At 73.3% G+C, this 19,849-nt stretch carries 18 protein-coding genes; 10 read left to right on the top strand and 8 right to left on the bottom strand.

All coding sequences use genetic code 11. The annotated features are described in order from the left end of the window. Positions 1 to 99: 99 nt before the first annotated feature. The 5 genes from ACZ6ZN_RS01030 to ACZ6ZN_RS01010 all read right to left on the bottom strand — a co-directional run bounded on the left by ACZ6ZN_RS01030 (position 100) and on the right by ACZ6ZN_RS01010 (position 5,423). Entirely contained in the window at positions 100 to 201 is a 102-nt protein-coding gene (locus ACZ6ZN_RS01030) for a putative leader peptide (protein ID WP_451876343.1), read from the bottom strand. A gap of 177 nt (positions 202 to 378) precedes the next feature. Next, positions 379 to 1,608, bottom strand: a complete 1,230-nt coding sequence (locus tag ACZ6ZN_RS01025) for an acyl-CoA dehydrogenase family protein (protein WP_469642111.1) — start codon at positions 1,606 to 1,608, stop codon at positions 379 to 381. Positions 1,609 to 1,620: 12 nt separating this feature from the next. Next, positions 1,621 to 2,187: a winged helix-turn-helix domain-containing protein gene (locus tag ACZ6ZN_RS01020; protein ID WP_469642108.1), complete on the bottom strand. Its 567-nt coding sequence runs from the start codon at positions 2,185 to 2,187 to the stop codon at positions 1,621 to 1,623. 243 nt (positions 2,188 to 2,430) lie between these two features. Beyond that, positions 2,431 to 4,419, bottom strand: a complete 1,989-nt coding sequence (locus ACZ6ZN_RS01015) for an FAD/NAD(P)-binding protein (RefSeq protein ID WP_469642106.1) — start codon at positions 4,417 to 4,419, stop codon at positions 2,431 to 2,433. Beyond that, complete coding sequence (locus ACZ6ZN_RS01010; protein ID WP_469642104.1) at positions 4,416 to 5,423, bottom strand: amino acid ABC transporter permease; 1,008 nt, start codon at positions 5,421 to 5,423, stop codon at positions 4,416 to 4,418. The genes ACZ6ZN_RS01015 and ACZ6ZN_RS01010 overlap by 4 nt, the downstream gene beginning before the upstream one ends. 610 nt (positions 5,424 to 6,033) lie before the next feature. Here ACZ6ZN_RS01010 and ACZ6ZN_RS01005 point away from each other — a divergent pair. The 9 genes from ACZ6ZN_RS01005 to ACZ6ZN_RS00965 all read left to right on the top strand — a co-directional run bounded on the left by ACZ6ZN_RS01005 (position 6,034) and on the right by ACZ6ZN_RS00965 (position 13,462). Further along, positions 6,034 to 7,161, top strand: coding sequence for an LLM class flavin-dependent oxidoreductase (locus ACZ6ZN_RS01005; RefSeq protein ID WP_469642102.1), 1,128 nt, complete (start codon positions 6,034 to 6,036; stop codon positions 7,159 to 7,161). Next, positions 7,158 to 7,694 carry a GNAT family N-acetyltransferase gene (locus ACZ6ZN_RS01000; protein ID WP_469642099.1) on the top strand — a complete coding sequence of 179 codons (537 nt, stop codon included), beginning with the start codon at positions 7,158 to 7,160 and terminating at the stop codon, positions 7,692 to 7,694. The genes ACZ6ZN_RS01005 and ACZ6ZN_RS01000 overlap by 4 nt, the downstream gene beginning before the upstream one ends. Continuing rightward, entirely contained in the window at positions 7,691 to 8,635 is a 945-nt protein-coding gene (locus ACZ6ZN_RS00995) for an ABC transporter substrate-binding protein (RefSeq protein ID WP_469642098.1), read from the top strand. Before ACZ6ZN_RS01000 ends, ACZ6ZN_RS00995 begins: the two co-directional genes overlap by 4 nt. Before the next feature lie 21 nt (positions 8,636 to 8,656). Then, the gene (locus tag ACZ6ZN_RS00990) at positions 8,657 to 9,688 is read left to right on the top strand and encodes an amino acid ABC transporter permease (RefSeq protein WP_469642096.1); all 1,032 of its coding nucleotides are present in this window, start codon (positions 8,657 to 8,659) and stop codon (positions 9,686 to 9,688) included. After that, a complete protein-coding gene (locus tag ACZ6ZN_RS00985) occupies positions 9,685 to 10,449 on the top strand; it encodes an amino acid ABC transporter ATP-binding protein (RefSeq protein ID WP_469642094.1) in 765 nt (254 codons plus the stop codon). Before ACZ6ZN_RS00990 ends, ACZ6ZN_RS00985 begins: the two co-directional genes overlap by 4 nt. A 58-nt stretch (positions 10,450 to 10,507) precedes the next feature. Then, positions 10,508 to 11,497 carry an ABC transporter substrate-binding protein gene (locus ACZ6ZN_RS00980; protein WP_469642092.1) on the top strand — a complete coding sequence of 330 codons (990 nt, stop codon included), beginning with the start codon at positions 10,508 to 10,510 and terminating at the stop codon, positions 11,495 to 11,497. A gap of 80 nt (positions 11,498 to 11,577) precedes the next feature. Next, positions 11,578 to 12,135 carry an NADPH-dependent FMN reductase gene (ssuE, locus tag ACZ6ZN_RS00975; RefSeq protein WP_451876336.1) on the top strand — a complete coding sequence of 186 codons (558 nt, stop codon included), beginning with the start codon at positions 11,578 to 11,580 and terminating at the stop codon, positions 12,133 to 12,135. A 192-nt stretch (positions 12,136 to 12,327) separates the two neighbouring features. After that, positions 12,328 to 12,477, top strand: a complete 150-nt coding sequence (locus ACZ6ZN_RS00970; protein ID WP_398107348.1) for a hypothetical protein — start codon at positions 12,328 to 12,330, stop codon at positions 12,475 to 12,477. Between the two features lie 121 nt (positions 12,478 to 12,598). Next, positions 12,599 to 13,462: a glutathione S-transferase C-terminal domain-containing protein gene (locus ACZ6ZN_RS00965; RefSeq protein ID WP_469642089.1), complete on the top strand. Its 864-nt coding sequence runs from the start codon at positions 12,599 to 12,601 to the stop codon at positions 13,460 to 13,462. A gap of 71 nt (positions 13,463 to 13,533) precedes the next feature. Here the strand turns inward: ACZ6ZN_RS00965 and metX are convergent, their stop codons facing one another. From metX to ACZ6ZN_RS00950, 3 genes are all read right to left on the bottom strand, one after another. Beyond that, positions 13,534 to 14,685: a homoserine O-acetyltransferase MetX gene (gene metX / locus ACZ6ZN_RS00960; RefSeq protein ID WP_469643905.1), complete on the bottom strand. Its 1,152-nt coding sequence runs from the start codon at positions 14,683 to 14,685 to the stop codon at positions 13,534 to 13,536. Then, positions 14,682 to 16,043, bottom strand: a complete 1,362-nt coding sequence (locus ACZ6ZN_RS00955) for a bifunctional o-acetylhomoserine/o-acetylserine sulfhydrylase (RefSeq protein WP_469642087.1) — start codon at positions 16,041 to 16,043, stop codon at positions 14,682 to 14,684. Before ACZ6ZN_RS00955 ends, metX begins: the two co-directional genes overlap by 4 nt. A 367-nt stretch (positions 16,044 to 16,410) precedes the next feature. Further along, a complete protein-coding gene (locus ACZ6ZN_RS00950; protein ID WP_469642085.1) occupies positions 16,411 to 17,904 on the bottom strand; it encodes an extracellular catalytic domain type 1 short-chain-length polyhydroxyalkanoate depolymerase in 1,494 nt (497 codons plus the stop codon). A 410-nt stretch (positions 17,905 to 18,314) separates the two neighbouring features. Between ACZ6ZN_RS00950 and ACZ6ZN_RS00945 the strand changes: the two genes are divergently transcribed. Beyond that, a complete protein-coding gene (locus ACZ6ZN_RS00945) occupies positions 18,315 to 19,820 on the top strand; it encodes a tannase/feruloyl esterase family alpha/beta hydrolase (RefSeq protein WP_469642084.1) in 1,506 nt (501 codons plus the stop codon). Positions 19,821 to 19,849 lie beyond the last annotated feature (29 nt).

Raw genomic sequence — 19,849 nt, 5'->3', positions numbered from 1 at the left:
GCGAACGCGATGCTCCGGCACAGGGTGACCCGGCCGCCCCGAGTGATCAGCGGGGTGTGCGGGGGCCTGCGACCGGGACGGGGCGGGTATGGCGAGGCGTCAGGCGGGCCGACACATGGCACTGGACGTGCGCGCGAGATCGATGTGGCGACGCGAGGTCAGGAGGAGCAGCGCGAAGGCGGTGGAGTGGAGCAAGCGCACGGCCACACCTCGCAGTTCCCTAGTTTTCCTACCTGGCTGCTAGGGATCGTGGCAGAAGTCGGCGTCCGCCCCAAGAGGGTGTCCGTATGGCGGGCAGCTCCGTCTTGATGAGTGAGATGTGACGGTGAAGTGCGTGGATTGCCCCGGTCTGCTGCCGGTCTTCGTCCTGCTTGAGGGTCACACCGGCAGGGAGAAGGCCGGGTGGGCGCCGTTGAGGAAGTAGTCCCCGACCTCGCGGAAGCGGTGGGCGGCCGGCTCGTGCAGGGTGTGCGTGCGGGCGTTGCGCCAGAAGCGGTCAAGACCCAGCCGCGCGGAGGCGGCCCGGGGGCCGAGCACGTCGAGGGCGCGGGCGGTGGACTCGTGCGCCGCCCGGGACGCGGCGGCCTCGGCCACGGCGACGAGGACGGAGATCTCCGCGCACTGCTCGAAACCGAGGTCGTCCCCGGCCGAGAGCCCCTCCCGTACCGCGTCCAGCGCCTGGTCGGCGAGTGCGGCCGCGGAGCGGGTGAGGACGGTCAGCTCCCCGTACACACCGAGCACTTGGGGATCGGCGGGTGTGGGGACCTGGGAGGCGGGGGGCCACGGCGTGTGGCCCGTCCTGCTGTACTCGCGCACCTCCGCCAGGACGCCCTCCGTCATGCCGAGCAGGAGCCCGACCGAGACGAGGCGCCCGGCCGGCGAGGCCAGGGCGGCCGCGGGGGACAGGGACTCCTCGTCCGCGGGCAGCGGGCCGAGCACGTCGTCGCCGGTGACCGGCACGCCGTCGAACTCCACGCTCCCGCCGGCCGCGAGCCGCTGGCCGAAGCCGCCGGTGTCGCCGTCCACCCGCACGCCCGGGCCGGCGGGGTCGACCAGGACGGCCACGGGCTCGTCCGTGCCGGCGCGGACGGCCCGGACCGCGAGCCGGTCGGCGACCAGGACGCCGGTGGCGTAGCTCTGCCGGCCGTCGAGCACCTGGCGGCCGGGCTTGCCGGTGAGGAGCGCCGGGGCGCCCTGGCGGGCCAGGCCCCCGCCCCAGCACCACTGTTCGGCCGCCGACCGCAGGTGGACGCGTGCGGCGAGACCGGGAGGGGAGAAGAAGCGGGTGCTCCAGGACAGGAAGTAGTGACAGCCGAGGAGTTGGCCGATCGCTCCGTCGGCGGCGGCGATCTCCCGTATGACGGCGCAGGCCGTCGCCCAGTCCGCGCCGCCGCCCCCGAACTCCACCGGCGCGAGAAGGGTCAGCAACCCGGCCTCACGGAGTGCGGCCACCTCCGCCAAGGGGTCCTTGCCCGCCTGCTCCCTGGCCACGGCGTCCGTGGCCAGGTCGTCCGCCACCTCCCGGGCCACGCGCAGCCAGTGCGCACGGCCGGGCCCGGTCCGCTCGGGTGTCGGGGCGGGGTCGGCCGGTGCGATGGCAACGCCCATGGCGGGCTCTCCTCAAGGTCGGTGGCGGGGTGCGGCGCCGGGGCTGTGCCGCTCGGGCACGTACTTGTAGCCCACGCGCCGCACCGTGGCGATCGTGTGCCGGTGTGCCGCGCCGAGCTTGCGGCGCAGCCGGGCGACGTGGACGTCCACGGTCCGTCCGTCGCCCACGTGGTCGTAGCCCCAGACGGCGGCGACCAGGCGCTCGCGCGTGTGCACCTGGTGCGGATGCCGGACGAGATGGGCCAGCAGCGCGAACTCCAGGTAGGTCAGGTCGAGTTGACGGCCGTCCACCTCGGCGACCCGGCGGGCCGGGTCGACCTGGACAGCGCCGTCGCCGAAGCGCGGGGCGGCGGCCGGGACCACCGCCTCCACGGGCCGGATCTCGGGCCGCGGGCCGTCCTTGGCGAACAGGTCCCCGATGTCCGTGCCCTCGGGGACCAGTACGAGGTAGCTCACGAGGCGCGAGGCGCCGGGGCCGGTCGTGCCGTCGACCCCCGCGTCACCCACCAGGTGGAGGCGGCGGGTCTCGACGGGCGGGGCTGCCGGAGGGGTGGTCCGGGCCGGGAGTGCCGTGGTCATGGGATGTCCCTCGATGTCTGCGGGCCGCCGGGGCCCGGGTACGGGCGCGTCCGGCGGCGGGAAAGATGAAGGTGAGGTGAGCCGGAGTGGCACCTGCGGCGGTCGGCCGGGTGCCTCAGGCGCAACAGCAGGCGGCGCTGACGACGTGACCGAAGTCGACATGCCGACGGCGAACGAGTCGCTGCTGTGTACGGGACATGTACACCATCCTGTGCATCCTCCACGGACACCGTCAAGGCTTTCCTAGTAACTCGATAGGAAACGTGGGGAATGACTCACGGCCGGATCGCTCAGGGTGCGCAGCAGCCGACGGGCCACCGCGTCGTTCTGGCGGAAGGCGGGAGCGTCCGTACGGGGCCGGGCGAAGGCGGCGACCGCCCGGCTGTTCGTGGGGGCGCCGAGCGCGAGCCGGCGCGGGTGCGGTCCGCCCAGGGCCGGGTCCAGGACATGGGCGTCGCCGGGGGAGACGCTCAGCAGGCCGGAACGGTGCGTGCGGGTGGCGTCCCTGACGACCTCTTCGCTGAGGGAGCCCCGGCGGTACAGGTCACGCAGCAGGGGGTCCTCGGTGCGGGCCAGCGAAGGGGCGGGCAGATACGCCTCGATCAGCGCCGTCGCGCGGACGGTCCGGCCGGGGACGGTGGGGCTGGTGGCGGTGAACGTGCCCGTGGCCTCGTCGGTGCCGACGCGCATGCCGGCCCCCACGAACCGGACGACACCCGCCCGGGACAGCGCGTGCAGTTGCCGCAGCCGGTCCCCGGGCGGACCGGAGGCGAGGAAGCTGAAGAACCCGTGCCACCAGCCGTCGAGGTGGTCCGCGACCGAACGGGCCGTGAGCCGCCCCGAGGCGAGCAGCCGCGGCAGCGCGCCGTACACCGACAGCAGGGCGAGGAACGCCCCGAGATCGGCGCTGAACTCCCCGTCCTCCCGACGCGCCACGTCCTCGGCGATGTGGTCGCGCAGGAAGTCCTGGAAGGCCTCGGACGTGGCGAACGTACGGCCGTCCAAGGGGCGGTCGAGAGCCTCGAAGTCCAGCCGGTCCGCCGGGTCGGGCACGGCCGCGGCGACGAGGGCGGTCATCCCCTCGGCGTACCAGTCGAGGCCGTCGTAGGCGGCGGCGAACTGGCGCCAGGGGAGGGCGGTGCGGCCCGGGTGGGCGTGGAACAGCTCGTGGTAGTGGCCGAACCCGATCTCCTTGGCCATCAGCGGCCACACGTCACGGCGCAGGTCCAGCGGGCCGGGCCGGGCGAGCAGCCGGTCCACCGCCTCGGGGCCGAAGTACTGGGGCAGGGCGGGGCGCGGGCCGCGGAGCCGGTAGCGGGTCTTGGAGTGGTACGGCACGCCGCGCCGCGACCCGACGTGCAGGACGGGCTCACGGCCCGATGGAACGTAGGTGAGCGTGCCGTCGCCGCCGGTGCGGTACGTACCGCCGCGCCCCTCGGTGAGCAGCACCAGCAGATCGATGAAGGCCAGTCCGAGGCCCCGCACGACGACGTGTTCGCCGGGGCGCAGTCCCGAGAGGTCCGCGTCGGCCGAGAACTCCGGCGGCAGGTGGAAGCGCCCGTGGCGGCGGGCGAACGCGGCGAGCGGGCGGTGCTCGGCCGGCGGGGCGGAGCCCAGGTGTCCCTGGGTGAGGACCACCAGGTCGGCCGCGAGCGGGGTGGGCCGCCCGGCGAGGTGCACGCACTGCCGGCCGTCCGGGGGGCCGGTGACGGCGGTCGCGGTGGTGCGGTGCACCTCGAGGGTGACCGAGGCGGGCAGTTCGGCCACCGCCCGCCGGAACACCCAGTCCAGATAGGCGCTTTGAGCACGGCGCGTGGGGAAGTCGGTTCCGCTCAGCGAGCGCAGCTCGGCCAGGACCCCGGGGTCGGCGGGGACGAAGTCCGGTGTGTGACGGGGGCCCCGGCCCGAGAGGCCGGCGGCCCACTCGGCCAATGAGGGGCCGGGGCGCACCGGGCCCTCGATCGTGGAGGACTCGTCGGTGAACATGGTGACGTCCTCCGCCATGGAGTTCATCCGCAGCAGCGGGGACTGGTCGTGCCGCCAGACCCGTCCGGGCCCGGGCGGGTACGGGTCCACCAGGTGGATGTGCAACTGGCCCCCGTCAGGCCATAGTTCGGGCGCGTTCGCCGCGATGCGCTCGAGCAGCCCGGTGGCACGCGGGCCCGCGCCCACGACGACCAGGACGGCCGGCGAGGCGCCGCCGACGCCGCCCGCCGGTGCGGCGCCCGTCACCGGTCACCGCCGATCGAGGGGCGGGCGTCGGAGGCCGTCACGGTGCCCAGCCGCACGCGGGCGGACGCGGCGCGCGCCCGCAGCCGTTGCAGCGGAGTCGGCGGCAGGGCACGGGAGTCGCCGCGTGCGTAGTGCCGTTCGACGTAGTACTGGCCGGCCCCCAGCACGCTGGTGACCGCGACGTACCAGAGGGTGGCGACCAGCAGCAGCGGGATGACCTCGTACGTCTGGTGGTAGATCAACTGCGTGGAGTACAGCAGGTCGTGCACCGCCAGCACGCTGACGATGCTGGTGCCCTTCAGCGTGCCGATCAGCATGTTCCCGGCCGTCGGGACGATGGAGCGCATGGCCTGGGGGACGACGATGCGGCCCAGTGTGCGGCGCCTGCCGAGACCGAGGGCCTGCGCGGCCTCCGTCTGGCCGGGGTCGACGGACAGGATGCCGCCGCGCACCACCTCGGCGGCGTAGGCGCTCTCGTGGAGGGTCAGGCCGACGACCGCGGTGAGGGTCGGACCGAGCAGGTCGACGGTTTTGACGGTGACGAACTCCGGGCCGAAGGGGACGCCGAGGCCGAGCGTCGGGTACAGGGCGCCGATGTTGAACCAGAACAGCAGCTGGACCAGCAGGGGAGTGGACCGGAAGACCCACACGTAGCCCCAGCTCAGGGTGCGCAGCACCGGATTGCCGGACAGCCGCATCACCGCCAGGACGGTGCCGAGCACGAACCCCAGCACCATCACGACCGCGGTCAGCCACAGGGTCAGCAGCAGTCCGTCGAGCACGGCGGCCGTGGTGAAGTACCGCCCCACGACGCCCCATTGGAAGGCAGGGTTGCGGACGACGGAGTGGAGCGCCATCGCGCACACGGCCAGCGCGGCGACAGCCGCCGCCCAGCGGCCGAGGCGCCGGCGCGGCACGATCCGCGGCGGGCCGGAACCGGCCTCCTCCGTGCGGAGCGGACGTTTCGTGACGGGGACGGACGTGACGTCGGAAGACGTGACCATGGGGAGGCTCTCCGGGAGAGGGATTCAGGCGAGGGCGACCGCCCGGCAGCACCCGTCGCCGCGCGCAGCGCACGAGCGCCGCGCGGAGACGAAGGGGGGCCGGGAAGCTGCGTCGTCACGGTCGCCGCGTCCCTCAACGCGGCAGCGGAAGCGGGCTCACGCGAGGCGGAGCCGTCCGCCGTCGATCGTATGGGTCCACGGCACGGATGTGTCAACAACGCCCGACGGCAGGCACGGACGCGGGGGTCCGGCATCCGGTCGCTTCTTGACGCGACGCTTGATGTCCTGCTCAATTAGGCGCATGGACGCCCAGCAGCGCTTGGTCTCGCGCGACCACATCGACTTCGGTCGGGTGTGGTCCGCGGCGTGTTGCGCCTGACTCGGCAGCGGACCCTCCGGCCGGCCCTTCCCTCCTTCGGTGACCCCGTCCCTTCGGTGATCCCGTCGCGAGCCGGTCCTCCTCTTCGCGCGCGCTGCCACACCCGTTCCTCCTGACGCACGGCGTCGTCACCTCGTGAACGCACCGGCCCTCGACAGGCCGGTCATCTCCCGCTGCACGCAAGGCGGTTCGCCCTGCCCGCGTGCGGTCACTCCCGAAAGGCCCCTTCCCATGCCCGTGGAGTTCCTCGGCATCGCCGCCACCAACGACGGCTCCGAAACCACCCCGCGCTCCGGCGCGGCCTTCGACAAGGACTACACCCTCCGCCTCGCCCGGGCCCACGAGGAGCACGGCTGGGACCGCGTGCTGTTCGCCTACGGGTCCGGGTCGCCCGATCCGGCACCGGCCGCCGCGTACATCGCGAGCCGCCTGGACCGGTTGCAGATCCTGCTCGCGCACCGGCCCAACGTGTCGTACCCGACGTTCGCCGCGAAGACCTTCGCCACCCTCGACCAGATCAGCGAGGGCCGGCTGACCGTGCACTTCATCACCGGCGGCAACGACCACGAGCAGGGCCGGGAGGGCGACACCCTCACCAAGGACGAGCGCTACGCCCGCACCCGCGAGTACATCCGGATCGTCAAGAAGATCTGGACCACGCACGAGCCCTTCGACCACGAGGGCGAGCACTACCACTTCCACGACTTCGTCAGTGACGTCTTCCCCGCCCAACAGCCCCGCCCGGGCGTCTCCTTCGGCGGCTCCTCGCCCGCCGCCCTCGCCGCCGGCGGCGCCGAGGCCGACATCTACTGCCTGTGGGGCGAGCCCCTGGCGCGGACCGCCGAGCAGATCGAGCACGTGAAGGCCGCAGCGAAGGCGGCGGGACGTACCGACGTCCCGCGCATCCAGGTGGCGTTCCGGCCCATCATCGCCCCGACCGAGGAACTGGCCTGGGAGAAGGCCCACCGCACGCTCGGCGCCATCCGGGAGCAGGGCGCGGCCGGGCCCGCACGGCGCCGGCGCGTCGGCGCCCCGCAGAACACCGGTTCGCAACGGCTGATCGCCATCGCGGAGCAGGGCGAGCGCTACGACCGCGCCCTGTGGACCCCGACCGCCGCGGCGACCGGCGGCGCCGGCAACTCCAACGCCCTGGTCGGCACCCCCGAGACCGTGGCACAGGCGCTGCTCGACTACTACGACCTCGGGGTCGACATCCTCTCCGCGCGCGGCTACGACCTGCTGGACGACGCCATCGACTTCGGCCGGTACGTGATCCCCCTCGTCCGTGAGGAGGTCGCCAGGCGCGACGCCGAGCGGGCCGCGCGCGAGGACCGGGCCGGGGCGGTGGTGGGCGCATGACCTCGGCAGCCCCCGTGCCGCCCCGGGCGGCGCAGCCGGCCGTCGTGCACGTCCCCGTCTCCGACCCGCGGGTGAGACCCCTGCTGCGCGAACTGGGTCACGAGTACGCGACGCGGTACGGCAAGGACGCGCACGCCGAGATCGCCCGCTACCCCGACGAGGAGTTCACCCCGCCGCACGGCGGCCTGCTCCTGCTGCTGCTGGAGCACGGGGCCCCCGTGGCAGGCGGTGCCTTCCGCCGCCACGACGCCACCACGGCCGAGCTGAAACGGATCTGGACGCACTCCGCGCACCGCCGGCGCGGACTCGCCCGCCGGGTGCTCGGCGAACTGGAACACGAGGCGGGCGCACGGGGCTACCGGCGGATCTTCCTGACCACCGGGCCCCGCCAGCCCGAGGCCCGCGCTCTGTACCTCGCCACGGGCTACACACCCCTGTTCGACACCGCGGCCGACCCGGAGACCATCGGCCCGCTGCCCTTCGAGAAGCACCTGCCGCCCGTCCCGCCCATCGGAAAGGCCACGGACCTGTGAAGCTCCCCGGCACCCGAGGCCGCCTGCGCAGCGCCACGGCCCTCGCGCTCCTGCCGCTGCTGGGGCTGACCGCCTGCGGCTCCGGCGACACCGCCGCGGCCGGCGCGCAGGCCTCTCCCGCGCCCGCCGGTGACCCGGTCGCCGCCGTACGCGAGGTGGCCTCCGTCGCCGCGCTGCTGCCGGCCGACGTCCGCCGGTCGGGCACCCTGCGGGTCGGCAGCTCGGTCGGCCTCCCGCCGGGCGCGTACTACCCGAACGGCCCGGACAAGGCCCCGGCAGGGCAGGACATCGACCTCGCCGACGCGGTCGCCAAGGTCCTCGGACTGCGGCTGCACCGTCAGGACGCCTCCTTCGAGACGATCCTGCCCGCCCTCGGCAGCGGCAAGTACGACGTCGGCACGGGCAACTTCGGCGTCACCACCGAGCGCCTGAAGACCATCGACTTCGTCACGTACATCAACGACGGCCAGGGCTTCGCGGTGAGGAAGGGCAACACGGAGATCCGCAAGGTGACCGACCTGACCCAGCTGTGCGGGCTGACCATCGGCACCGGCGCCGGCACCACCTTCGAGACGACGCTCACCGCCCGCAAGGGCGTGTGCGCCGCGGCCGGCAGGAAGCCGTACGACGTGAAGGTCTACTCGGAGAACGCGGCGACGCTCACCGCGCTCCAGCAGGGCCGCATCGACGTCGTCATGTCGACCATCAACGGCCTGCGCCACCAGGCGTCCCGGGCCGCCTCGCGGACCACGTTCCTCGGCGAGTACCGCCGCCTCGACGTCGGCTTCGCCTTCAAGAAGGGCTCGCCCCTCACCCAGGCCTTCCGGGCCGCCGTCGACGAGCTGATCGCGGACGGCACCTACGCGCGGATCCTCCGCAAGTGGGGCACGTCCGCCTCCGCGATCGAGACCTCGCGCATCAACCCGCCCGAGCACCCCTAGCAGCCGAGCAGGAACACCACGATGGCATCCACCACCGGCGCCGCGCCCTCCGGCACGGCCGCAGCGGACACCCGCCCCGACCCGCCCGCCGTCCCAAACGGCCCGGCCTCGCTCAAGGTCGTCCCGGCCCGCCACTACGGCCGCTGGGCGGCGGCCGCAGCCGTGATCGTGCTGGTCGTCCAGTTCGTGCACGGACTGGCCACCAACCCCGTGTGGGAGTGGGGCGTCTTCCGCGACTACGTCCTGTCCGAGACGATCGTCGAGGCGGTCTGGGTCACCCTCCAACTGACCGCCTACGCCACCGTCCTGGGCTTCCTCCTGGGCACCGTCCTGGCCTTCATGCGGCTGTCCCGCAGCCCGGTGCTGCAGACCGTCGCCTGGACGTACATCTGGGTCTTCCGGTCGATCCCGATGATCGTGCAGCTGGTGTTCTGGTTCAACCTGAGCGCCCTGTACCGGGAGTTGGGCGTCGGTATCCCCTTCGGCCCGGTGTTCTGGTCGGTCGACAGCAACAGCCTCATCGGCACCATCGGCGCCGCCGTCATCGGCCTGACACTCCATCAGGCCGCCTACGCCGCCGAGATCGTCCGCGGCGGCGTCATCTCCGTCGACCCCGGTCAGCTGGAGGCCGCCGCCGCGCTCGGCGTCCCCCGGTTCCGGCAGATCCGGCGCATCGTCCTGCCCCAGGCCATGCGCGCCATCCTGCCCACCGCCGGCAACGAGATCATCGGCCTGCTGAAAGGCACCTCGGTCGTCTACGTGATGTCCATCGGCGAACTCTTCTACCAGGTCCAGGTCGTCTACGGCCGCAACGGCCGGGTCATCCCGCTGCTGCTGGTCGCCACCGCCTGGTACGTGCTGCTGACCACGCTGCTGTCGGTCGCCCAGTACTACGTCGAACGCCACTACGCCCGCGGCAGCGACCGCACCCCGCCCCCCACCCCCCTCCAGCGCGCCCGGCGCCTGGTGCGGGCCCTGCGCGTGGCAGCCGCCCGGCCCGAGCAGCCCGTCGCACCGCTGAACACCCTCGGACCCCTGGGAGGAAGCCGATGAGCGAGGTCATGGTGGACGTGCACGGCGTCCACAAGAGCTTCGGCCCGCTGGAGGTGCTGCGCGGCGTCGACCTTCAGGTCCGGGCCGGCGAGGTCACCGTCGTCCTCGGCCCGTCCGGCTCCGGCAAGTCCACCCTGCTGCGCACCATCAACCACCTGGAGAAGGTCAGCCGCGGCTGGATCACCATCGACGGCGAACTCATCGGCTACCGCCGCTCGGGGAACCGGCTGCACGAACTGAAGGAGAAGGACGTCCTGAAGCAGCGCACCCACATCGGGTTCGTCTTCCAGAACTTCAATCTCTTCCCCCACCTGAACGTGCTGGAGAACCTGATCGAGGCCCCGGTCTCCGCGCTGCGCCGCCCCCGCCGCCGGGCGGAGGAGACGGCCCGGCGGCTGCTCGACCGGGTCGGGCTCGCCGACAAGGCCGACGCCTACCCGAGGCAGCTGTCCGGTGGCCAGCAGCAGCGCGTCGCCATCGCCCGTGCCCTCGCCCTCGAACCCAAGGTGCTGCTCTTCGACGAGCCCACCTCGGCCCTCGACCCCGAACTGGTCGGCGAGGTCCTCGACGTCATCAAGGACCTGGCCGGCACCGGCACCACGATGATCGTCGTCACCCACGAGATCGGCTTCGCCCGCGAGGTCGCCGACACCGTCGTCTTCATGGACGGCGGTGTCGTCGTGGAGCAGGGCCCGCCCTCGGCCGTCCTCGACGCCCCGCAGCACGCGCGCACCCGCGCCTTCCTCTCCAAGGTCCTGTGAGCCGCGCCGCTCCGCATGCCGTCCCCGACCCTCGTCCCCGCACGCAAGGAGCACCGCCGTGACCACCGCCCCCACCGCACGCCGCACGACCGCCGTCGCAGCACTCGGCCTCGCCGCCGCCCTCGTCCTCGCCGGCTGCGCCGATCCCGACGAGGGCGGCACGACCGAGGTCGCGGCCACCTCCGGCGGCACGACGAAGATCGACACCAGTCCCGACCGGAAGCGCGTCACGACCGCCGAGGTCGACGCCATCGCCGCCCGCGTCCCGGAGCGCATCCGCAAGAGAGGAACCCTGGAGCTCGTGGCGGCCGCGGGCTCCGCGGCCCCGCTGACCTTCTACGCCACCGACAACCGGACCGTCATCGGCGTGGAACCCGACCTCGCCCACCTCGTCGCCGACGTCCTCGGCCTCAAGCCGCACATCACCACCGTGTCCTGGGAGAACATCTTCGTCGGCCTCGACAGCGCCAAGTACGACGCCGCATTCAGCAACATCACCGTCACCGAGGAACGCAAGGAGAAGTACGACTTCGCCACCTACCGCGAGGACAACCTGGGCTTCGAGGCGAAGAAGGGCAGCGGCCTGAAGGTGACCGGCCCCGCGGACGTGGCGGGCCTGACCGTCGCCGTCAGCAGCGGCACCAACCAGGAGAAGCTCCTGATCGAGTGGAGCGAGGAGAACGAGAAGGCCGGCCGCGAACCGGTGGACATCGCCTATTACCAGAACGACAGCGACACCCGACTCGCCCTTCAGTCCGGCCGCATCGACCTCTACCTGGGGCCCAACCCGACCGTCGCCCACCGCGCGGCCACCACCGGCACGACCGAGGTCGTCGGCACCCACTCCGGCGCCGGCGCCGGCCTCCCAGGCCTCATCGCCGCCACCACCAAGAAGGACAGCGGCCTCGTCGAGCCGCTCGCCGACGCCATCGACCACCTCATCGACAACGGCACCTACGCCAAGGTGCTCGAGCGCTGGGGCCTGTCCGACGAGGCCGTCACCACCTCGCGGATCAACCCGCCCGGCCTGCCCAGGACCGGCAAGTAGGCGACCCGCACAGGCGGCCGCCATGCCCTCACCGGCGAACTGCCCCAGCACACCCGGTACTTCCGAAAGGACCCCCGACCATGGCCACCATCCTCTCCGTCTCCGGCAGCCCCTCCGCCACGTCCCGCACCGCCCGTCTGCTGCGCCACCTCGACCAGCGGCTGATTGCGCAGGGACACCGGGTGATCCCCTTCGACGTCCGCACCGTCCCGGCAGAGGCCCTGCTCGGCGCGGACTTCCGGCACCCCGCCATCGTCCGGGCCACGGCCCTGGTCGAGCAGGCGGACGGGCTCGTCGTCGGCACCCCCGTCTACAAGGCCGCCTACTCCGGGCTGCTGAAGGCGCTGCTCGACCTGCTCCCGCAGTTCGCCCTGGCCGGCAAGACGATCCTCCCGCTGGCCACCGGTGGCTCCACCGCCCATGTCCTGGCCATCGACTACGCCCTGCGCCCCGTCCTCAGCTCCATGGGTGCGACACACATCGTCCCGGGCTGGTTCACCCTCGACAAGGACCTCACCACCGCGGAGGACGGCACCCTGACCGTCGCGCCCGGCTCGGCCGAGGCCCTGGCCCAGGTCACCGACCAGTTCTCCGCCGCGCTCGGCGGCCGTACGACCGTGCTGGCGGCCACCGGGTGACCGGCGTCCTGCCCGGATGCCCGCACCCGGGAAAGGCCTGCTGGTTCGGCGAAGGGGCCCCGCCCCCGCTCGGGGCCGGGCGTCCGTGCCGCCGGGCGAGACGGCAGGCCCCGGCCGGACGGCCCTCTTGACGAGAGGCGCATACGGTCCGAGACTCCATGACGGGAACCCTAGTGAAAAGGTAGGGCAATCATGGATCGTGCCGGCCGGGCACGCGGCTCCGACGCCGCCCTCCTCGCCCTCCGGCGGTCCCCCCTGCTGACGTCCCGCCGCCACATCGATCTCCTGCGGGTGTGCAGCGCGGCCGGTTCCCCGGGCGACGGCGGTTCCGTCCCCGTCTGATCCCTCCGTCCCGAGGATCCCGTCCGGCCGCGCCGATGCCGCCGCGTGCCGCCGCCTCTCGTGCCTGTACACCGGGCCGTTCGTGCCCGTACGCCTGTGACCGAGCACCCCAGGGAGACGCATGTCCGCATCAGCCCCGACCGCCGTGCCGTCCTTCCGCGGCCGGATCGGCTGCGACGCGCGCAGCGGGTACTACGCCGCGCCGCACCGGTACCGGCTCCACCTGTCGCCGTCCTGTCCGCACTGCCTGCGCATCGCCGTCACCCACAGCCTCCTCGGCCTCGAGGACGCCCTGCCGGTGACGCTGCTCCCCGCGGTACCCGACACACCCGACGGCGGGCACACCGCCCTGCGTCCCCTGTACGAGGCCAGTTCGCACCAGCACCCCGGACCGGCCGTCGCTCCGGTGCTCAGCGACAGCTGGACCGGGACGATCGTCAGCACGCACACCCCCGGCATCCTGCGTGACATGGCCCGGCGCTTCGGCGGCGACGGACCCGATCTCGTCCCGCGCGGCACGGAGGAGGAGATCGAGGCCGTGGCCCGGCTCTGCGACCAGGGCATCACGGCGGCCGCCCAACGCGCCGGGCGCGCCGAGGCCGCAGCGGCGGAACGGGACGCGGCCCTGACCACGCTGCTGGACACCCTGGACCTGCTGGAGTCGCGGCTGGCCGCCCGGGACCACCTGCTCGGAGCCGAACTCACCCTGGCCGACGTCCACCTGTGGGTGACGCTGGTGCAGCTCGACACCGTGCACCGGCACCATCTGGACGCCTCAGCGGTGCACCGGATCACCGGCCGTTCCACGCTGTGGGCCTACGCGCGACGCCTCGCGGCCCGTCCGGCCTTCGGCCCGCACCTCGACCTGGACGGCATCGCGCGCCGGCACCACGCCCACTGCCGGGGCCGGGAGGCGGCGGGGTCGGCGGTGCAGATCGTCGACTGGGCCGCCTTCACGCGAGGGCGGACGGAGCGGGCGGGGTGAGGTGACCGCACCCGAGCGCGGCGCGCCTTCCGGTACCCCGCAGATCCGCGGGTCCGCCGGCGCGGAGCGGATCAGCTCGTCAACTCGGCCGCGAGCGCGGCGACCTGCTCCATCTCGATGAGGAACCCGTCGTGCCCGTACGGTGATTCGACCACCCGCACACGGTCCGCCCCGGGCAGCCCGGCGGCCAGCTCCGCCTGCTGGGACAGCGGGTAGAGCCGGTCGGAGTCGACCCCGACGACCAGGGCGGGTGCGGTCACCCGGCTCAGGGCGGCCCGCACACCGCCCCGGCCGCGTCCCACGTCGTGGCTGTTCATCGCCTGCGCCAGCGTGACGTAACTGCCCGCGTCGAAGCGGCGCACGAGCTTGTCGGCGTGGTGGTCGAGATAGGACTCCACCTGGTAGCGGCCACCGCGCCAGGGGTCCTCGGCGCCCTGCGGCGCGCGGCCGAAGCGGGCCTGGAGCTCCGGTTCGCTGCGGTAGGTGACGTGCGCGAGACGCCGGGCGAGACCCAGCCCGGTGTGCGGACCGAGCCCGGCGGCGGCGTCGTGGTAGTCGCCGCCGCGCCAGTACGGGTCGCTGCGCACGGCGTGTACCTGGATGTTCGCCCAGGCGATCTGCTCCGCGCTCGCGGCGGCCGTGGTGGCGAGCAGCAGCAGCGCCCCGGTCCGCTCCGGGTGGGACACCGCCCACTCCAGCGCGCGCATCCCGCCCATCGAACCGCCGACCACGAGCGCCCAGCGGTCGACACCCAGCAGGTCCGCCAGACCGGCCTCGGCCGCTACCTGGTCCCGCTGGGTCAGGAACGGGAACGCACCGCCCCAGCGGCGCCCGCCGGGCGACACGGACGACGGTCCGGTGCTGCCCTGACAGCCCCCGAGCACGTTCGGCGCCACGACGAAGAAGCGGTCGGTGTCCAGCGCCCGCCCCGGCCCCACCAGCCCGTCCCACCAGCCGGCCGTGGGGTGCCCGGGTCCGGCCGGGCCGGCCACGTGGCTGTCACCGGTCAGGGCGTGCAGGACGAGCACCGCGTTGGACCGGTCCGGTGCCAGCCGCCCCCAGCTCTCGAACGCGAGCCGCACGCCCGGGAGTTCACCGCCCGCCTCCAACGACAGCGGTGCGGAGCGCCGGTACCACTGCCGGCGCCCGGGCGGGTCCCCCTCCCGCCAGGCCCCGGAGGCCGGCGGGAGGGGGACCTCGGACGGCGTGAGTACGGTGCTCAGGACGCGCCCTTCGCCGCGCGGAAGCCCGCCTCCAGATCCGCCTTGAGATCGGCCAGGTTCTCGATGCCGACCGACAGGCGCACCAGGCCGGGTGAGGCACCCGTGGCCGCCAACTGCCCCTCGTCGAGCTGGCTGTGCGTCGTCGACGCCGGATGGATGATCAGGCTGCGCACGTCACCGATGTTGGCGAGGTGGCTGAACAGCTCCACGGCGTCCACGAACCGCTTGCCCGCCTCCACGCCGTCACGCAGCTCGAAGGACAGCACCGCCCCGGCTCCGCGCGGCAGGTAGCGCCGCCCCGCCTCGTACCAGCGGTTGGACGGCAGCCCCGGGTAGTGCACGGCGGCGACCTCGTCGCGTTGCTCCAGCCACTCCGCGAGGGCCTGCGCGTTGGCCGAGTGGCGCTCCAGACGCAGGCTGAGCGTCTCCACGCCCTGCAGCAGCAGGAAGGCGGAGTGGGGGGAGAGCGCGGGGCCGAGGTCGCGCAGCAGTTGCACGCGCAGCTTGACGGCGAAGGCGCCCGGGCCGAGCGCCGGCCAGTACCGCAGGCCGTGGTAACTCGGGTCGGGCTCGATGAAGTCCGGGAACCGCTCGGGGTGCGCACCGAAGTCGAAGGTGCCGCCGTCGACCACCACACCCGCGATGGCGGTGCCGTGCCCGCCGAGGAACTTGGTCGCCGAGTGCACGACGATGTCCGCCCCGTGCTCGAGGGGCCGCAGCAGGTAGGGGGTGGGCACGGTGTTGTCCACGATCAGCGGCACACCCGCCTCGTGCGCCACGTCGGCGACCGCCCGTACGTCCAGCACGTTGCCGCGCGGGTTGCCGAGGGTCTCGGCGAACAGCGCCTTGGTGTTCGGCCGGACGGCACGGCGCCAGGCGTCGGCGTCGTCGGGGTCGTCCACGAAGGACACCTCGATGCCGAACCTGGGCAGGGTGTGCCGGAACAGGTTGTAGGTGCCGCCGTACAGGGACGTACTGGAGACGATGTGGTCGCCGGCACCGGCCAGGGTCAGGATCGCCAGCGTCTCCGCCGCCTGCCCCGAGGACAGCGCCACCGCCGCGACTCCGCCTTCCAGGGCGGCGATGCGCTGCTCGAACACGTCCTGGGTGGGGTTGTGGATCCGGGTGTAGATGTTGCCCGGCTCGGCGAGCGAGAACAGGTCCGCGGCGTGCCGGGTGTCCCGGAAGACGAAGGACGTCGTCTGGTAGATCGGCGTGGCCCGGGCCCCGGTGACCGGGTCGGGCACGGCACCGGCGTGGATCTGCCGGGTCTCGAAGGACCAGGCGGACGTGTCGGACCCGGCGGTGTCGTCGGCGGGTGTGTGTCCGGCGGTGACGGAGTCGATGGGCTGGCTCATGGTGGTGCTCCCAGATACGAGGGCAGGGCAGGGCAGACAAGGCAGGTCAGGAGAGGAAGGCGAGGGGACGTGCGGAGGTCCCGCGACGGCGGCACGGCACGGCGGCGCGGCCGCGGACGGGGTCAGGAGGTGACCGGGCCGCTTCGGGAGAGGTGACGCGGCCGTCAGACCATGGGCGGACAACACATGGCGGTGACACGCACGAAGTCCACGTGGCGGCGGGTCACGAGCATGGTCATGAGCTCAGAGAACCACGACGAACGCCGCCGTACCAGCGGAACCTGCCCATTTCACACAGCGGACATGTGGGGGACACAGTCGCGCCCGTCCTGCCCGGTCGGCCGGGCGGACGGGCGCGGTTCGCGGGTCAGGAGAAGCAGCCCGAGTCGGCCAGGATGTAGTGGCCGGGTGCCGTCTGCTTGAGCGTGTGGGTGACGAACGCGTTCCACAGCCCCATCGCCTGGCCCGAGCCCTTGGCGTAGGTGTAGCCGCCGCTCTGGTAGGCGCGTCCGGCGGCCGTGTGCGCGTAGTTGTCGGCGGTGTGGCACGTCGGCGTGAACCCCGAGGTCGTGGCCGTGACGCCCGGGGAGGGCCGGCCGACGGCACCCGAGGCGTCCACGGCCGCCACGGTGTAGCCGTAGCCCGTGCCCGTGGCCAGACCCGTGTCGGTGTACGCGGTCGACGTGGCCGTGCCGACCCGGGTGCCGTCCCGGTGGACGGCGTACGAGGACGCACCGGCGACCGCGTTCCACTTCAGGGAGACGGTGTGGTCGGTGGTTCCCGTGACGGACAGTCCCGTCGGGGCGGGCAGGGAGCCGGTGTCCTGGTCCTGGCCGAGTCCCCAGAAGCGGGCGGTGTGGTAGCTGGAGCAGATGGTGTCGAGGAAGTACGCGCCCGTGCTGCCGCACTGCTGCGGGCCGCTGCCCGGGTCGACCGCCAGACCGTGCGCCATGCCGGAGACGGAGTAGACCTGGACGGCAGGCCGGCCCGAGGGGTCGTCGTAGACACTCAGCGTGGTGCCCGCGCCGAGGCTCTCCGTGCGGGAGGGTGTCTGCCCGATGCCCCAGACGTTCGTCCACTGGTCGCGCAGCTCGGTAGCGTTGGCCGGCCGGACGGTGGTGTCGGCGGTGCCCTGCCAGATCGCCACGCGCGGCCAGGACGCCGTGCCGGCGGGGGCGGCGGAGCGCACCAGGTCACCCCACTGGGCGGGGGTCCTGTCCGGAGGGCTGTACATGCAGGTGTACGCGGCCGACACACTGGTCGCGCAGCGTGCGGGCAGCCCGGAGTCGACGGCGCCGCCCGCGAAGACGTCCGGGTAGGCGGCGAGCATGTTCGCGGTCATGCCGCCGCCCGCCGACAGGCCGGTGATGTACACCCGCCGGGGATCGCTGCCGTACAGCGCGACGGCCTTGTCCACCATCTGCCTGATCGACAGCGCCTCGCCCTGGCCCCGCGCCGAGTCGCCCGGCTCGAACCAGTTGAAGCAGGAGTTGGCGTTGTTGGCGCTGCCGGTCTGGGGCAGGACCAGGGCGAAGCCGTACGCGTCGGCGAACTCGGGCCAGCCGGAGTGCGTGTAGTAGTCGGTGGCACTCTGCGTGCAGCCGTGCAGGGCGAGCACCAGGGGTGCGCCGGCCGGCAGCGCGTCCGGGGCGTAGGCGTACATGGAGAGGTTGCCGGGGTTGGTGCCGAAGCCGGTGACCTGCGTGAGGCTCGCGGCGGAGGCGGCAGGGCTCACGGTGACCAGGCCGGCGGTCAGTGCGAGGGCACCGGCCACGGCGGCGACACAGCGGCGGACGCGTGCGCCGAGGCTGCGGCGGCGCGGGCCGAGGGGGGTCGCGGGGCGAGGGGGCGGCTGTCCCATGACGGTGGCCTCCTGGTGGGGGAGCGGGGGAGTGCGGGAGCGTGGCGGGAGGGAACTGGTGGGGAGCGCTCACGTGGCCGGTGCCGTAGGGGGATCGGCCACCGTTCTGGCTGCATGGTGGAGGTGCGCCGGTCGGTGCGGACATGGGCTTGGGGGCCATGGTCGGCGCGAACATGTGTGACGGCGCTATATGGCCTGTCGAATGACGCGTCGTGTAGGCGGCACGATGAGGGAGAGCTGTCACGTTCCCATCCCCGGAACGGGGTGGGGGCCCCAACCATGACCAGACGCCGGAAGATGGTCCGCCACCCCATAGGTAGCGGGCACATGGACGCCCTAGCCTCCCGCGGGTCCTGGTAAGCGATGTACGCGCCCCGCAGGCGCTGCACGTGATCGTGGAGGCGTCACCCATGCAGCTCTCCGTCCGCCCCCGTCCTCACCCCCGACCCCACCCCCGTCCTCCCGCCCGGCCCCGTTCCGGCTCCTGGCGGCGAGGCCTCCCGGCGGCCCTCGCGGTGGCGGCCCTCGTCCTCCCCGCCGGCCCTGCGACTGCCGTGAGCCCGAAGGACCCGGGCGGCCGCCACTGCGCCCACCCGCAGAAGGTGCGCGTGCCCGGCGCGGAGCGTCAACAGGCGTCATGCCTGGACGAGTTGACCACCGCCGGCACGGTCGCCTCCGGACACACCGACCCCGCCGACTGGGCGGGGCTGACACCCAAGGACCTGGCCGTGCCCGAGGGCGTGCCCGGCCTCCAGATCGACGGCTACTTCCCCGACACCTCCACCACCAACACCAACCACGGCTGGAACCACGACGCCCAGTTCGTCGTGCGCCTGCCCGACCGCTGGAACGGCGGCCTGGTGGTGGCGGGCACCCCCGGGAACCGTGAGCAGTACGCCAACGACCGCGCCATCGCGGACCACGTCCTCTCCCGCGGCTACGCCTACGCCGCCACCGACAAGGGCAACACGGGCCTGGCATTCCACCGGGACGGCAGGAAGCCGGGGGACGCCATCGTCGAATGGAACCACCGGCTCACCCAGCTCACCCGGGCCGCCCGGACGACCGTCGCCCGGCGCTACGGCCGGCCGCCGTCGCAGACGCTGGTCACCGGCATCTCCAACGGCGGATACCTCGTCCGCTGGCAGTTGGAGAACCACCCCGAGCTGTACGACGGGGGCGTGGACTGGGAGGGCACGCTGTGGCACCCGGACGGGCCCACGCTGCTGGACTTCCTGCCCGCGACACTGCGCAACCACCCGGTGTACGCGACCGGCGGCGAGGGAGCGGACGCGGCCCGCGCAGCCCTGCACACCGCCGGGTTCCCGGCCGGGTCGGAGTTCCTGTGGCAGTACCACCACACCGTCTACTGGGACCTGACGCAGCGCCTCTACCGCGAGGAACTGGACCCCGGCTACGACGGCCCGACCGAGGCGGGCACGCCGTTCTGCACCACCGGGACGCCGGCCTGTGACGCCGACTACGACTACGCGGCGCGGCCCGCCGAGGTGCGGAAGGCCGTGCACCGGATCGGGCTCACGGGACGCATCGGCAAGCCGCTCGTCACCCTGCACGGCACGCTGGACGTCCTGCTACCGATCAGCAGGGACTCCGACGTCTACGCCCGCATGGTGCGCGCGTCGGGCCGCGGGGACCTGCACCGCTACTACCGCATCGAGGGCGGCACCCACGCCGACGCGCTGGCCGACACGTACCCGGACCGCCTCCGCCCGCTCGCCCCCTGCCACCACACGGCGACGAGGATCTTGGAGGACTGGCTGACCTCGGCGAAGCAGCCCCCCGTGTCCCACACGGTCCCCCTGCCGGCCGACCGGAGCGCGGCGAGTCTCGCGAACACGTGCGCGCTCGAGGAAGCCCCCGGCGCAGGACGGGCCGCGGAGACCACCCCGCACTGAGCAACAGGGCAGGATGTGCGTCATGGGGG

The sequence above is a fragment of the Streptomyces sp. NPDC053665 genome (genome assembly GCF_055585285.1).
The sequence above is the reverse complement of the archived record's forward strand: the minus strand, read 5'-3'. Positions and strand labels throughout refer to the sequence as shown.

Excerpts from the sequence above, each read along its gene's own strand:
- ACZ6ZN_RS01025 (WP_469642111.1), bottom strand. The coding sequence starts at position 1,608 with ATGGGCGTTGCCATCGCACCGGCCGACCCCGCCCCGACACCCGAGCGG.
- ACZ6ZN_RS01020 (WP_469642108.1), bottom strand. The coding sequence starts at position 2,187 with ATGACCACGGCACTCCCGGCCCGGACCACCCCTCCGGCAGCCCCGCCC.
- ACZ6ZN_RS01010 (WP_469642104.1), bottom strand. The coding sequence starts at position 5,423 with ATGGTCACGTCTTCCGACGTCACGTCCGTCCCCGTCACGAAACGTCCG.
- ACZ6ZN_RS01005 (WP_469642102.1), top strand. The coding sequence starts at position 6,034 with ATGCCCGTGGAGTTCCTCGGCATCGCCGCCACCAACGACGGCTCCGAA.
- ACZ6ZN_RS01000 (WP_469642099.1), top strand. The coding sequence starts at position 7,158 with ATGACCTCGGCAGCCCCCGTGCCGCCCCGGGCGGCGCAGCCGGCCGTC.
- ACZ6ZN_RS00990 (WP_469642096.1), top strand. The coding sequence starts at position 8,657 with ATGGCATCCACCACCGGCGCCGCGCCCTCCGGCACGGCCGCAGCGGAC.
- ACZ6ZN_RS00985 (WP_469642094.1), top strand. The coding sequence starts at position 9,685 with ATGAGCGAGGTCATGGTGGACGTGCACGGCGTCCACAAGAGCTTCGGC.
- ssuE (WP_451876336.1), top strand. The coding sequence starts at position 11,578 with ATGGCCACCATCCTCTCCGTCTCCGGCAGCCCCTCCGCCACGTCCCGC.
- ACZ6ZN_RS00970 (WP_398107348.1), top strand. The coding sequence starts at position 12,328 with ATGGATCGTGCCGGCCGGGCACGCGGCTCCGACGCCGCCCTCCTCGCC.
- ACZ6ZN_RS00965 (WP_469642089.1), top strand. The coding sequence starts at position 12,599 with ATGTCCGCATCAGCCCCGACCGCCGTGCCGTCCTTCCGCGGCCGGATC.
- ACZ6ZN_RS00955 (WP_469642087.1), bottom strand. The coding sequence starts at position 16,043 with ATGAGCCAGCCCATCGACTCCGTCACCGCCGGACACACACCCGCCGAC.
- ACZ6ZN_RS00950 (WP_469642085.1), bottom strand. The coding sequence starts at position 17,904 with ATGGGACAGCCGCCCCCTCGCCCCGCGACCCCCCTCGGCCCGCGCCGC.
- ACZ6ZN_RS00945 (WP_469642084.1), top strand. The coding sequence starts at position 18,315 with ATGCAGCTCTCCGTCCGCCCCCGTCCTCACCCCCGACCCCACCCCCGT.